Below are 13735 nucleotides of genomic sequence, written 5' to 3'. Positions count from 1 at the left end.
CATGGCTACCAAGAAGGCCGCCGCCGGCGGCGCCAAGAAGGCGTTGAGCAAGAGTGGTCTGATCACGGCGATCGCCGAGGCACACGGCGAGGAACTGACCCGCAAGCAGGTCAAGAACGTGATCGAGTCGCTCATCGACATCGGCCACCGTGAGCTGAAGAAGGCGGGCATCTTCACGCTGCCCGGCTTCGCGAAGTTCCGCGTCGTCAAGCGCCCCGCCACCAAGGCGCGCCAGGGCGTGAACCCCTTCACCAAGCAGCCGATGACGTTCCCGGCCAAGCCCGCGAGCAAGTCGGTGCGCGCCCGCCCCATCAAGGCGATCAAGGACGCGCTGCTCTGAGACGCTCTGGCGCGCGGCGACCCGAGGTTCACGCGGGCAACGCCGACCGCTCCAGCGTGAAAGCGGCCACGGTGACGTGGCCGTTTTCATTCCATGACGCGAGCTGCACGGCGACGTGCTGGGGTCGGCACACGCAAAAAAGGCCACGTCACCGTGGCCTCTTCCGTTCACGCATGACGGCGGGCGGGATGCCCAGCGTCACTTCTTGCGGCTGTACACCTGGGCTGCCACAGGCCCGCTGCCCTGGCGGGCCTTGACGACCACCTTGACGGCACCGGGGATGGGGAAGGGCCAGGAGTAGCAAGACTGCTTGGCCCCGATGGCGCCGCTCGGCCCGGTGTCGGGATCGACGGCGAGCATGGGCTTGATGTTGAGGGCCGCGAGCGCGGGGGCCCCTCCCCCGGCGAGGTCGAGCTCGAGCTGCACGTCCACCTCGGTGACGGTGGGGAGGCCCTGGGCGAGCACGGTGTAGCAGTTGCCCGGCTGGAGCACGAAGGTGTTGCCGGAGACGGTCTGCCCCTCGGTGACGACGCCGCAGATGGGCGATCCCTCGGGCTGCATCTTGGGAGCCTCTGCCGCCGCGCGACCCTGGAACATGGTGGTCAGGGACAGCGACTGCACGGCGTCGCAGGTGGCGGGGCCAGCCGGCACGGTCGCGGTGGCCGTCGCCGTGGCCACGGTAGGCGTCGTGGCCACCGGCTGCGGCGCCGCCACGGTGGCCGTCGTGTTCGTCGCCGGGAGCTGATCGTTGGTGGCGAACTCCGGCTGTGAGCCACATCCCGCGGTGAGCATGGCGGTCGTGGCGATCAGCACTGCACCCAGGCACTTCACGTTCATCGGCGTCTCCTCGGGCGCAGCAAGGGCGGGCTGCCAGCCGCCGCATCATCCATCCGGAGGCCACCTCGGTGCCGGTATGCAGGCTGCGCTCGGGCGCTCATACACCCGACCAGCCTTGAGAGCTACGGGTGGGACGCGGCGGCGCCGCCCCGGCGTCGATGTCGTGCGCTTTCGGTGGTGAGTGCATGGGGTGGGGCGCAGCTTCGTCCAACCGACATGGTCCGACCCCCAGCCTGCCCTTGCGCGCTGCGCGAGGCGGTGGGATGAGGGCCGGCCGATCAACCTTGAGGAGGTCGTCTTGTCGCTCCGAACCACTGGCATCCCCTCTGTCGTTCTTCTCTTCGCGTCCGCGGCGCTGCTCACCGGCTGTCCGAGCCAGGAGCCCGAGACGCCCCAGCAGTACGGGGCACAGCAGGGCTACCCCCAGCAGGGCTACCCCCAGCAAGGCTACCCCCAGCAAGGCTACCCCCAGCAAGGCTACCCCCAGCAAGGCTACCCCCAGCAGGGCTATCCCCAGCAGGGCTACCCCCAGCAGGGTTACCCCCAGCAGCCCTATCCCCAGCAGCCGACCACCCAGCCTTACCCCCAGCAGCCCACCCAGCCGGCTCCCCAGCAGTCGACCCCCCAGCAGCCGACCACTCCCGCGCCCAGCACGGGCGGGTTCCCCTGGCCCTTCCCTCTCCCCGGGCAAACCGGCGGCCAGACGGGGACCCAGACCGGGGGGCAGACGACTTCCGGTGGCGGGACGGCTCAGCCGATTGATCCCAACCTGGCGACGGCCGCGACCGTGCCCCTGCGGGCCTACGCGGTGAACGAGGCGCCCGGCATGACGGCCGAGGGCGCTCCGTTCGCAGGGCAGTTCCAGGCTGGCCAGACCCTGGAGCAGCAGGTCCAGCTCGTGCCGGGCAAGTGCTACACGGTGGTGGGCGTCGGGATGGGCGTGACGGACCTGAACCTTCAGCTCGTGGCGCTGACGCCGGTGCCGGGCATGTCGCCGACGCTGGCGCAGGACAACTCGACAGGCTCGAACGCTTCGGTGGCCGGCCGAGGTAGCTGCTACAAGTGGCCGCTCCCGGTGGGGGTCAACGCCAAGATCGTGATGACGGCCGCCGCCGGCTCCGGCATGGCCGCGGCCCAGCTCTACTCCAAGTAGGCACAGCAGCGCGAGGGCACCTCGGCGAACCGGGTGCCCTCGGCAGGATCACGTCACAGCAGGATGCCGGGGGCGGGGAAGCTCTTGCAGACCTCGGCGACCTCGCCGGCGATGCGCGCGAGGCGTGCTTCGTCGGTGGGGTTCTGCGCGACCTCGTCCATCCACGCGGCGAGCTGCTCCATCTGGGCTGCGCCCATGCCGCACGAGGTGACGGAGGGGGTCCCCAGGCGGATGCCCGAAGGGTCGAAGGGCTTGCGGGTGTCGAAGGGGATGGAGTTGTAGTTGGCGACGATGCCAGCGCGCTCGAGCGCCTGAGCGTAGGGCTTGCCGCCGACATTCTTGGGCGTCATGTCGACGAGCAAGAGGTGGTTGTCGGTGCCGCCCGTGATCAGGCGGAACCCTCGGGCGACGAGGGCCTCGGCGAGCGTCTTCGCGTTCGCGACGACCTGCTTCGCATATTCCTTGAAGGAGGGCTCGGAGGCCTCGCGGGCAGCGACGGCGATGGCGGCCGTGGTGTTGTTGTGAGGGCCGCCCTGGAGGCCCGGGAAGACCGCGCGGTCGATGGCCGAGGCGTGCTCCTTCTTGGTGAGGATCATCGCGCCGCGGGGGCCACGGAAGGTCTTGTGGGTGGTGGAGGTGACCACGTCGGCGATGCCCACCGGCGACGGGTGCGCGCCACCCGCGACGAGGCCAGCGATGTGGGCGATGTCCGCAGCCAGGATGGCCCCCACCTCGTCCGCGATGGCGCGGAAGGCAGGGAAGTCGATCTGCCGGGGGTACGCCGTGGTGCCGCACCAGATCAGCTTGGGGCGGTGCTCAAGCGCGAGCTTGCGCACCTGATCCATGTCGATGCGGTGATCGGTCTCGCGCACGCCGTAAGGGATGCTGTTGAAGAACTTGCCCGTGATGCTGACGTTCCAGCCATGGGTGAGGTGACCGCCCGCGGGCAGGCCGAGGCCCATGATGGGTTCGCCAGGCTTCACGAACGCGAGGTAGACCGCGAGGTTCGCCGGGCTGCCGGAGTAGGGCTGCACGTTGACGTGCTCGGCGCCGAACAGGGCCGCGATGCGGGTGCGCGCCAGCTCCTCGACGGCGTCGATGTGGACCTGCCCCTCGTAGTAGCGCTTGTGGGGGTAGCCCTCGGAGTACTTGTTGGCCAGCACCGACCCCGTCGCCTGGAGGACCGCGCGGGAGGCGTAGTTCTCGCTCGCGATGAGGCGCAGGGTGCGACCCTCGTACTCCTCTTCCTTGCGGATGAGGGCAGCGATGTCGGGGTCCACCTCGCCGAGGGGACGGAGCCCGGGGATGGTCGCCTTGGCCTCGCTCACAGCTCGAACTCCCCGCGGCCGAGGATGTCGGCGACGCGCCAGAGGAAGGAGTTGGCGAGCACGCCATCGACGATGCGGTGGTCGTAGGAGAGGGCCATGAACATCACCGGGTGGATGGCGATGGAGTCCTCGCCGTCGCGGGTGACCACGACGGGCCGCTTCTTGATCTCGCCCATGCGCAGGATGCCCACGTTCGGCTGCGAGATGATGGCGCCACCGAAGAGGTTGCCCTTGAGCCCGGGGTTCGAGACCGAGAACGTGGTGCCCGAGAGATCGTCGGCGGTGGTCTTGCCAGCGCGGGCGCGGCCGGCGACATCGTCGATGCCGCGGGCGAGGCCGAGCAGGGAGAGCTCGTCGGCGTTCTTGATGCTCGGGACGATGAGGCCCCCCGGGGTGTCGACGGCGACGCCGAGGTTGATGGCGCGGATGCGCACGTAGGCGTTGTCGAGGACCCGGGAGTTGAGATCCGGGTGCTCGCGGAGCGACTTCACCGCCGCGGCGCACACGAAGGCCAGGAAGGTGAGCGAGACGCCTGACTTCTTGAACTTGTCCTTGTGCTGGTCGCGCAGCTTGGAGGTCGCGTGCAGATCGACCTCGGCGACGGTCACCACGTGCGGCGCGGTGACCTTCGAGAAGACCATGTGATCGGCCGTGATGCGGCGCCGGCGGTTGAAGGGCACCACCTCGTCGCCGGCCTTCTGGATGTACGGCGGGACCTTGTACGCGCCGAAGCCGACCGTGGGGATGGGCGGGACGAAGCCGCCACCGGCCTGGATCATCTGCGAGAGCTCTGCGGTCTGCGTGGTCGCGGGAGGCGCAGCGGGCGCGGGCGCGGTGGTCGCGCGCATCACGTCGTCGCGGGTGATGCGGCCGTGGTCACCGGTGCCCTGCACCTGGCGCAGGTCGACGCCCGACTCGCGCGCGAGCTTCTTGGTCGACGGCGTGCTGAGGACCGAGCGCTCCTCGGCGGGAGCCTCCCCCTTCTTCGGCGCAGCCTCATCCTTTGGCGCAGCCTCGCCCTCGTTGCCCTTCGCGTCGGACTTCGGCTCCTGGCCCTGCGCCTCGCCCTTCGGAGCAGGCTTGCTCTCTTCGGCCTTCGCGGCCTGCTTGCTCTCGCCCTTGGGCGTGACCGCGTCTCCGGACTGCTCGGCGGTCTCGTCGATCTGGCAGAGCAGACCGTCCTTGGCCACCACAGCGCCCTCTGCCGCCGCGATGCGGGCCACGCGCCCCGCCTGCGGCGCGGGGATCTCGGTGTCCGCCTTGTCGGTCGCGACCTCGAGCAGAGGTTGCTCGCGCTTCACGAAGTCGCCCTCGCGTACGAGCCACTTCGCCACGGTCCCCTCGGCCACGCTCTCGCCGAGCTGGGGCATCACGACGTCGATCATCGCTCCTCCAGTGCTCCTCTCGCACATACCCCAGCGCGGGGCAGTGGGCCCGTATACGCCTCTCGCCCCCGGGGAGCAACGCGCTCGGGCAGATCCAGCGCGCCATGACGACAGATCGTCGCTTACCCGCCATGGGGCAGTGTACAAGATGCCGTGCTCACCCCCCCGCTGAGCGCGGCTCAGGGAACCGCCTCGCCCCCATCCACGGACATCACCGTCGATGTCCCTGCGTCTTCGTCGGCCCGCCTACGCGCGCCACGCACGACCGAGGCAAAAAGGGACGCAGGCCACGCGACAGAGACGCAGCCGCACGTTCCCGGAGGCAAGGCGCTCGTCACCTGCGCGCTGGCGCTGAGCGCAGCCAGCCTGCTCCTCGTCCTCACCTTCGGATACGGGCGGGATCAAGGCATCTACGCGATGGTGGCGCGCACGACGCTCGAGGGCGGCATGCCCTACCGCGACGCCTTCGACTTCAAGCCCCCCGGCATCTTCCTGATCTTCATGCTGTCGCGCGCGCTCTTCGGCCCTGCGCAGTGGGGCGTGCGGGTCCTGGAGGTCGCAGGGCTCATTGCCATGGGCGCGTGCATGGTGAAGCTCGCCGAGCGCTGGTGGGGCGACCGGCGCATCGGCATCGTCGCGGCGGCGCTCACCATGCTCGTGCACGCCCAGCTCGATTTCTGGCACACGGCGCAGCCCGAGTCGTTCGGCGGGATGCTCACCATCGTCGCGCTGCTCCTGACCACGCCCCCGCCCGCCTTCGCGGAAGCACCGCGCGCTCTCGCGGGCGAGGGGAGCTCCCGCGCGCCCCTCCCCGCCTTTCGCCTCCTCGGCGCGGGCCTGCTCTTCGGGTTCGCCGGGCTCCTGAAGCCACCGCTCGCGGGAGGCGGCGCGGTGCTCGCGGCGGCGCTCGGGTGGCCAGCGCTGCAGGATCTCGCCGCGCAGCGTCGCGCCCGCACCCCTCTCGGAGCGCGCCAGATCATCGCTTCTCTTGCCGCAGCGCTGCGCCCGGCGGCGCTCATCGCCCTCGGTGGCGCCGCGCCGATCGCAGCGTGCCTGGCCTGGTTCGCGGCGCGCGGCGCCCTCGCCGACCTGCACCGCGTGCTGTTCGTGTTCACCCCGTACTACACGGCGCTGGGCTGGAAGGACAAGTCGGCCCTCGGCCTCTCCTGGTACGGCGTCATGGAGTGGCTGACCAACTACTCGGGCCCGATGACCCTCGGCCTCGCGTGCCTCGTGGCGCTCCACCCGGAGCGACGCGAACGCTCCGGCGTGGCGCTCGCAGGCGGCATCGTGGCCATGCACCTCGCCGGCGTCGTGATGCAGGCGAAGTTCTTCCCCTACCACTACGGCGCCACCTGGCCGCTCACCGGGATGCTCGCCGCGCTCGGCCTCTGGAAGGCCTGGGCCGCCGTGGCACGCCGTGGCCGCGCCCTCGCGGCAGTGTTCCTCGTCGCCTTGCTCGGGGTGGGCTTCGCGCGCTCGGCGACCAAGGACGTGGCGGAGGGCGCGCTCAAGCGCACCGCGCGCCGCGTGGCGCTGATGGCCGGCGGCATGCGCGATCAGGCGGGCCTCGACGCGCTCGCCTCCGTGGCCGACGTGAACGCAGAGGCGAACCGCGCCGCGTCGGCGTTCCTGAACGAGCGCGTCACCCCGGAGCGCGCCGTGTTCGTCTGGGGCTTCGAGCCGGTGATCTACGACCTCTCCGGGCGCGCGAGCGCGTCCCGGTACCTGTACAATGTCCCCCAGCGCGCGAGCTGGGGCCGCGAGGAGGCGCGAGAAGCACTCTTGCGTGACCTCGCCGCGCGTCCCCCCGCCGCGATCGTGGTGGAGCGGCACGACGTGTTCCCGATGGTCACGGGCGACGTGATCGACTCCCGCGACACGCTGGAACGCTTCCCGGCGATGGCGGATCTCCTCGACGAGCGCTACCGCCTGGCCGCGACCTTCGAGGATCTCGACGTCTACCTGGAAGACGACGCGCCGTAACCGACGGGCTCAGGGCCGCCGCGCGAGCACGCGTCGCGCGACCTCCGAGAGGACCGGATCCTTGCCGCGGAGCAGGCCCTGCGCCACTGCAGCCAGCTCGGGGCCACCTGCAGCTTGAAGCCCGCGCAGCGCGCCGACGCGCACCTGCAGCGGAGACCCTTCACTCCCTGCGATCGTGCTCAGCACCGCGACCACCTCGGGTGGCGGCTGCACGCGCCCGGCGGCCGCGAGGGCGCGCTTGCGCACCTGGATGGGCGCCGTCGGATCGGCGCCGATGGCCGCGAGCTGCACCGGATCGTCACCGCCCGCGCGCTGCAGCACCCCGTGATGATCGACCGCGGCGGGCCCCCCGTGACACCACACCCCCGAGAGCACCGCCGCCGCCCCCTGCGACAACCCTGCGGCCCACGCCTGGCTCGGCGCAGGGCGCGGGCGTCGCGCGGTGGGCATCTGCCCGGAGAGGTCCAGCACCGCGATGGGCTGCGGCGGCGCCGGACCGTTCGGGGGGGGCAGCGGCTCGTCGAGCGGCGGCTCCACCTGATACCCGTCGGCCCACGCGCCCCGGTACAGGGTGCTGCCCCGGATCACCCGGTCCTGCATCGGCGTGCGCAGCTTCTCGAAGCTCCCGTAAGGGAACATGATGTTGTCCGCGTCGGGGCAGTTCTCGAACTGGGTCTCGACGTCGGAGCAGTACGCCGTATCCCCCAGCGGATCACGGCCCGGCGGGAGGATCTCGCTCGTGTGGAACAGCCCCGCGAGGTGCCCCCCCTCGTGCTCCATGATCACCGAGTCGAAGAAGTCACCGAAGACCTCCATCACCACGCCGCTCCCGTGCGTCCCGTGGCTCACGCCCTGACCCGGAATCCCGGCGGCGACGCCCGCAGCCCCCTCCAGATCTCCGGCCAGATCAGCGACGGCCAGGATGTTCAGCGCCGGACGGCGCGTGGCGGCCGCCGTCTGCTCGAGCGCGCCGAGCATGTCCTCCATGCTCTCGAGGACGGACCACTGCGACGCGAGCGGATAGAACGTGACGATGCCGAGCTGCAGCCCGGCGTAATCCGTGTAGGCCTCGATCAGCGTCTCGGTCAGGTACGGCACCGAGGTCACCCCGTTCGCGAGGAACACGTTCACGTCGAGCAACCCGCCGTGGAACTGACCGTCGACGGTGCGGCGCATCCAGACCGTGGCCTCCCCCGGCGTGTTGGCCCCTGTTGGATCGCCGAGGGACACCGACCAGATACCGGGAGCGACCGTGGGCATCACTGCCGGAGCGTCGTTCTGCGGCACGCCCGCGACGGTGATCCCGTACCACGCGAACGACCAATCGGTCGGCGGCAGAGCGTAATTGCTGATGATGAAGGCATTGGTCGGCGAGATCAGCGTGCTCACCCCGAGCTGCGCGAACGTCGCCGGAGCCCCCACCGGCTCCGCGAGCACTGCGAAGCCCAGGGTGTCGGCGGGGACGTTGAAGGTGAGGGTGTTCATGCCGCCCGCGACCTGCCCCAGCGGGTGCTCGTAGAGCGTGCGCTCCACGGGCCCCCCGGCATCGGGCCCGGTGGTGATCGAGGTCGTGATCGAGGTCGTCGTCACCGACGTCGTGACTGACGTCGTCACCGATGTCGTGACTGACGTCGTGCTCGTCACCGACGTCACGCTGGAGGTCACGGGCGAGCCTGCGCCCCCCTGACCGCCGGCGCCCCCTTCACCATCCGTCGCGTCCACCACCACGATCCCTCCGCACCCGGGCCCCGGGAGGGCCGCGCTCAGGACGAGGAGCCCCCCCGCAGCGCCGGAAAGAAGCCGAGCGAGGATCGGCGAACGCAGACGGGGAAAGCGCGACATCGTCATGCTCCAGGACGCGAGAGCGCGGTGAGGGATCCAGGCAACCAGCGAGCCGTGGCGTCGACGCTCCTACTGAACCAGCTCGGTGCCCTCGAACTGGATGGGGAAGGTGATCACGCTCGTCACGGCCCCCTTGGGCGCCGGGAACTTGAGCTGCTTGAAGGCGTCCGCCACGCAGGTGTCGACCTTCTTGTTCTTCGCGGTGGATCTCACCACATCGGCCACCGTCACCGTGCCGAAAGGCCCCACGGTCGCGCGCACCGTCACCGTGGCCACGAAGTCGCGCGACTTGCCCGCACCGATCATGTAGCAGTTGTCCCAGACCTCCGGCCGCGCGGTCACCACGTCGCGGATCTGCTCCTGGGTCAGGCTGCCGCCACCGATCCGGTCACCCACCACGGCTGCCCCGGGCTGTGTACCAGCGGCTTTGCCCGCCGCGGAGGAATCCGCGGGTTTGTTGGAGTCGGTGGATGCCTTCCCCTCGGCCACGGGCGGCGGCGCCCCTGGCGCGCCTCTCTCGGTAGCCGTGGGAGCCGCGGGAGCCTCGGCCTTGGCGTCCTGCGCAACAGGTTGAGGTTGAGGTGGAGGCGCGCTCGACGGCGCAGCAGCACACCCCAGGGGAAGCAGCACGAGCGCACTCAAGGCGATGCGTCGAAAGCTCATGATGCCAGCATGAGCTGGAAAGCCGCTCGGCGTCCACCGCTCACGGCAACCGGAGCACCTCCACGGCCCCCCCTCCCTCCTCCTGCCGCCGCGGCGCTCCCTTCCCCCGCAGGGCGGCGCGGAACACCTCGGCGCCGGGCCGCTTCCGGATCGGTACCGCGTCGGCGTACAGGAACCCCTTGCGCCAGCGCTCCGGCGCGATCGGGAGGGGCAGCCCCACCTCCCGCTCCACCGGATCCGCCATCGTGGTCGACAGCATCGCCCGCCTCACCACGCGCGAACGCACCGCCAGGTTCACCCCGGCCGCGAGCGGTCCACCTGCCTGCACGAGCATGGTGAGCAGAGGTCGCACCCCCTGCTGGAAGGAGACCCCGAGGATCTCGGTCCCGTCCTCGAAGTGCGCCGTGACCGGCGAGAGCATCTCCCGGATCGCCGCCAGGTGGGCCGCCGCGCCCGCCGCATCCCCCGCCGCGAGCGCCGCGTTGTGGGCGATGCGCCGCTGCTCCAGCGTGACTGGCGCTGCCGCCGGAGGCTCCGCGGCCAGCCCGAAGTGGGTGCGCAGCTCCCAGGTCAGGAACGGATCGGGCACGATGGTGCGCTCCGGCTCGGTCCCGGAGATCAGAACCCAGGACCACAGCGAGGGCTCCCGCTCCTCGAACGACATCGCCTCGACGCCCGGCACAGCCCCCGGCGCCGCGCCCCCCTCCGGCGTGATCGCCGCCATCACCGCGGGCGTCCCCACGACCCAGAAGGGCCCGACCGCGAGCACCCTGCCCCGCCGCACCAGCTCCGCCTGCGCCGCGTCGGGCATGAACCGCGTGTCGGCGATGTACACCCCCCGCGGCACCCCTGGCGGCACCGGCCGGTCCCCGGTGACCACCCGCCCTTCCATTGCCCAGATCTGGGCCCAGGTGCTCTTCATCCCCGGGTGCAGCTCCACCGGTACATCGCGCGGAATCCGCGCCGACAGCCAGCGCAGGAGCGCCGTCTTGTCCCCGTCCGAATCGATGAGCAGCCCCTTCTCGTTGAAGCGCCCCCCCGTCTCTCGCGCGTAGACCAGCGCTGGGATCCCATCGCGCAGGATCAGCGCGAGCGGCACCAGCGCCACAGCGGCCGCCGCGATTCCCGCCCGGCGCGCCAGACCTCCCCGCGCGCGGGACGCCACCCCCCCGGCGCCCATGTCCACGAGCGCCCCCACGCAGAGCCCGAGACCCGCCGCTGCCTGGTGCGGCCAGAAGATGTGGATATCCGCGCCCTGTCGAAACACCACGTACTGCACCGTGGCCATCAGCAAGAAGAGCAGCGGCAGCGCATCCATCTCCCGCCGCCGGACCACGAACCGCACCGCGCACGCCACCGCGCCCACGGCCCCGAGCGCGAGCCCCACCGGCGTGAACATCAGCTCGATCCAGTAACGGCGCGAAGCGAGCACGGCGAGGATCGGCGCCTCGTTGCCGTACGACCGCAGCCCATAGCTCTGCAGGAGATCCACGAGCTTCCCCGCGCGCTGGAAGAGCGCCAGATACATCAGCCCCGTGAGCACCGCCGCGCTCGCGGTGACCACCCACCACTGCCCATACCGCCGCGACGCCACCCGACCGAACACCCCCTCCGGGAGCAAGAACCCCCGCAGCGCCCCGAACCCGAGCAGTCCCCCTGCGAGCACGAACGCCTGCCAGTCCGCGTGCATCCCCAGCGTCAGCCCGAGCGCGCTCACCGCGATCCACCGCCGCCGCCACGTCTGCACGAGGCGCACGTACCCCCAGACCCCGAGCAGGGTCCACGCCATCACCGGCACTTCGAGCGCGTTGAAGCTCGCGAACGACAGCGTGATCGGCAGCACCACGAAGGTCACCGCCGCCGCAGCCCCTGCCGCGGGCCGGTACGCGCTCCGACCGACCGCATAGAGCAGCGGCGGCGTCACCGCGCTGAGCAGCACCGCGGGGAGCCGGCACACCGCGTCAGACCTCCCCAGCACCTCCATGAACGCCGCGGTCGTCCAGAAGATCCCCCACGGGTGATGGCAGTAGTACATCGCGGGCGTCGGCCGCGCTGCCGTGTACTCCCAGACCGGCCCCGGAATCCGCCAGCGGAGCATGTTCTCCGCCATGATCCCCACGCTCGCGCTCGACGCGTAATGCCCCGCCAGCACCGGCCCGAACATCTCCCACGCGGCCACCAGCGTGAACCACGCGGTCGCCACCGTGACCAGGACGCGCGCCACCCGCACCTCCTCCGCTGGCGCGATCGGAAGACCGTCCACACCTCGAGGCAGCGTCGTCGCGCGGGGGGGCAGCACCACGCGCAGCCTATCGCCTCGCCTTCATGGTGGTAAGTTCCGGCCGCCTTGCTCTCCCGCCTCCACCGCCTCCACCGGCTCCACGCCGCTGCCCGCCGTGCCCCTCTTGAGGCCGCGCTCGTGCTCGTCGTCGTGGCGTCTTGCGCCTACGTCATCGTCGCGCCCCTCGCCGCTTGCCGCTACCCCCCCATCAGCGACCTCCCGCTCCACGGCGCGGGCGCCTCCGTGTTCCGCCACTACCTCGACCCCGACTTCCACTTCCGCGAGCAGTTCCGCCTCCAGCCGCTCGCCTCACCCTACGTCTCGCTCTACGCCATCGGCGCGGCGCTCATGCTCGTGCTGCCGCCCCTCACCGCCACCAAAGCTGCCGTCGGCATCATGCTCGCGCTCCTCCCGGCGGGCATGGCGGTCCTCTTCTGGGGCATGAAGCGCAGCCCTTTGCTCGGCGTCCTCGGCCTCGGCGTTGTCTGGGGCAACCTCACCCACTGGGGCTTCATCAACTTCGTCGGCGCGCTCGGCGTCTTCTGCGCCGCCGTGGGCCTCGCCCTCCGCCTCGTCGACAGGCCTACCCCCGCCCGCGGCGCCGCCCTCGCGCTCACCCTCATCGCCCTCTTCTTCACCCACGTCTACCGCTTCCCCTTCGCGATCTGCGCGGTGCTCGGCGCCGCCCTCCTCGCGTACCCCGCAACCGGCAGGCTCCGCCCCATCCTCCTCCCGCTCCTGCCCGCGCTCCTCCTGTTCATCGTCTGGCTCCTCATCCGCTCCGACGCCCTCCGCGCCGACACCGGCCCCCTCCGCATCCACCCCGAGCGCCTGCGCGAGCTCCCCGACGCGCTCTTCTCCAGCTTCCACGATCCCCGCGAATCGAAGGCCTTCCTCCGCGCTGGCCAGCTCCTCCTCGCCGCCCTCGGCGTCACCGTCGCCGCGCGCCTCGTCGAGCCTCGCCCCGCGCGCCTCGTCGAGCCCCGCGCCCGCCGCTTCACCGCCGCGGCCACCGCGGTCCCCCTCGCGTGCGCCGCCGTGTTCCTCGGCTGCTTCCTCGTCCTGCCCATGGAGATGGGCGTGTGGTGGTACGTCTACCCCCGCGAGGCCACGACCGCGCTCCTCCTCGCCCTCGGCGCCTTCCCCGACCTGCCCACCACGCGCTGGCTGCGCGCCTCGGTCGTGCTCACCCTCGCCGCTGCCGCGATCCCCCTGACGGGCGTCGTCGTCGACAATTACCGCCGCTTCGACGCCGCGACCGAGGACTTCCACGCCATCACCCGCGACATCCCCCAGGCCCCGAAGCTCCTCTACCTCATCTTCGATCACCAGGGCTCGACCCGCACCACCACCCCCTTCGTCCACCTGCCTGCCTGGGTGCAGGCCGAACGCGGCGGCTGGCTCAGCTTCCACTTCGTGCTGCTCGGTACCCCGCCCTTCGTCTACCGCGATCCGGGCGAACCTGGTGCCGTCGTTCCGCCGCCCGTCCCGCTGCGATGGGAGTGGACTCCTCAGCGCTTCGACGTCCGCAAGCACGGCGCCTTCTTCGACTGGTTCCTCATCCGCAACGTCACCGACCCGTCGCGGATGCTCCGCGCCGATCCCGCGATCGAGCAGGTGAGCAGGGTGGGGACGTGGTGGCTTTACAGGCGCCGAGCCGGGGAGCAACGCGGCGTCTTCGAGTGAAGAGTCCGCGTTGCTTCCGGTCAGCGCTCGACCCCGGCTCCAGGCCGGGGTGCGGTCTGCCACGCCGGGGAGGCGTGGCCTTCGTTCAACCTCGATGCGCTCAACGTCGATGCGCTCAACGTCGATGCGCGTCGATCAGCAGCGATCAGTAACGATCGCCGCCGCCACGACCACCACGGCCACCGCCGCGACCGCCGCGGCCACCGCCGCCGCCGCCACCACCGTAGCCGCCGC

11 protein-coding genes are annotated in these 13735 nt (G+C 71.1%); 5 read left to right on the top strand and 6 right to left on the bottom strand.

Annotated features, from left to right (window positions below; translation table 11 throughout):
* Window position 1: 1 nt before the first annotated feature.
* Entirely contained in the window at window positions 2-340 is a 339-nt protein-coding gene (locus CAP_RS38730; RefSeq protein ID WP_063748825.1) for an HU family DNA-binding protein, read from the top strand.
* Window positions 341-538: 198 nt separating this feature from the next.
* On the opposite strand, the gene CAP_RS38725 is transcribed toward CAP_RS38730, so the two are convergent.
* Window positions 539-1177: a hypothetical protein gene (locus tag CAP_RS38725; protein ID WP_156041529.1), complete on the bottom strand. Its 639-nt coding sequence runs from the start codon at window positions 1175-1177 to the stop codon at window positions 539-541.
* A gap of 298 nt (window positions 1178-1475) precedes the next feature.
* Here CAP_RS38725 and CAP_RS38720 point away from each other — a divergent pair, with 298 nt between their 5' ends.
* A complete protein-coding gene (locus tag CAP_RS38720; RefSeq protein ID WP_044250298.1) occupies window positions 1476-2330 on the top strand; it encodes a hypothetical protein in 855 nt (284 codons plus the stop codon).
* Between the two features lie 53 nt (window positions 2331-2383).
* Here CAP_RS38720 and glyA read toward each other — a convergent pair whose 3' ends face one another.
* Together glyA and CAP_RS38710 are read right to left on the bottom strand one after the other, a co-directional pair.
* Window positions 2384-3658 carry a serine hydroxymethyltransferase gene (gene glyA / locus CAP_RS38715; protein WP_081865719.1) on the bottom strand — a complete coding sequence of 425 codons (1275 nt, stop codon included), beginning with the start codon at window positions 3656-3658 and terminating at the stop codon, window positions 2384-2386.
* Window positions 3655-5043: a dihydrolipoamide acetyltransferase family protein gene (locus CAP_RS38710; protein WP_044250265.1), complete on the bottom strand. Its 1389-nt coding sequence runs from the start codon at window positions 5041-5043 to the stop codon at window positions 3655-3657. Before CAP_RS38710 ends, glyA begins: the two co-directional genes overlap by 4 nt.
* A 153-nt stretch (window positions 5044-5196) precedes the next feature.
* On the opposite strand from CAP_RS38710, the gene CAP_RS38705 reads away from it, so the two are divergent.
* Window positions 5197-7029, top strand: a complete 1833-nt coding sequence (locus tag CAP_RS38705) for a glycosyltransferase family protein (RefSeq protein WP_063748824.1) — start codon at window positions 5197-5199, stop codon at window positions 7027-7029.
* Window positions 7030-7038: 9 nt separating this feature from the next.
* Here the strand turns inward: CAP_RS38705 and CAP_RS38700 are convergent, their stop codons facing one another.
* Entirely contained in the window at window positions 7039-8562 is a 1524-nt protein-coding gene (locus CAP_RS38700) for a hypothetical protein (protein ID WP_044250264.1), read from the bottom strand.
* Window positions 8563-8584: 22 nt separating this feature from the next.
* Here CAP_RS38700 and CAP_RS55415 point away from each other — a divergent pair, with 22 nt between their 5' ends.
* Complete coding sequence (locus CAP_RS55415) at window positions 8585-8716, top strand: hypothetical protein (protein WP_269324998.1); 132 nt, start codon at window positions 8585-8587, stop codon at window positions 8714-8716.
* 224 nt (window positions 8717-8940) lie between these two features.
* Here CAP_RS55415 and CAP_RS51475 read toward each other — a convergent pair whose 3' ends face one another.
* Together CAP_RS51475 and CAP_RS38690 are read right to left on the bottom strand one after the other, a co-directional pair.
* Entirely contained in the window at window positions 8941-9534 is a 594-nt protein-coding gene (locus CAP_RS51475) for an AgmX/PglI C-terminal domain-containing protein (protein ID WP_156041527.1), read from the bottom strand.
* A gap of 40 nt (window positions 9535-9574) precedes the next feature.
* Window positions 9575-11797: an ArnT family glycosyltransferase gene (locus tag CAP_RS38690; RefSeq protein ID WP_231511952.1), complete on the bottom strand. Its 2223-nt coding sequence runs from the start codon at window positions 11795-11797 to the stop codon at window positions 9575-9577.
* 84 nt (window positions 11798-11881) lie between these two features.
* Between CAP_RS38690 and CAP_RS38685 the strand changes: the two genes are divergently transcribed.
* Entirely contained in the window at window positions 11882-13501 is a 1620-nt protein-coding gene (locus CAP_RS38685) for a hypothetical protein (protein WP_052376743.1), read from the top strand.
* Window positions 13502-13735: the final 234 nt, after the last annotated feature.

Source organism: Chondromyces apiculatus DSM 436 (assembly GCF_000601485.1).
Taxonomy (GTDB): domain Bacteria; phylum Myxococcota_A; class Polyangia; order Polyangiales; family Polyangiaceae; genus Chondromyces; species Chondromyces apiculatus.
Note: the sequence above shows the minus strand (reverse complement) of the source record. Positions and strands in the feature narration are given on the sequence as shown.

Bases quoted from the DNA above. Each gene is read 5' to 3' on its own strand.
- CAP_RS38730 (WP_063748825.1), top strand. From the start codon at position 2: ATGGCTACCAAGAAGGCCGCCGCCGGCGGCGCCAAGAAGGCGTTGAGC.
- CAP_RS38710 (WP_044250265.1), bottom strand. From the start codon at position 5,043: ATGATCGACGTCGTGATGCCCCAGCTCGGCGAGAGCGTGGCCGAGGGG.
- CAP_RS51475 (WP_156041527.1), bottom strand. From the start codon at position 9,534: ATGAGCTTTCGACGCATCGCCTTGAGTGCGCTCGTGCTGCTTCCCCTG.
- CAP_RS38725 (WP_156041529.1), bottom strand. From the start codon at position 1,177: ATGAACGTGAAGTGCCTGGGTGCAGTGCTGATCGCCACGACCGCCATG.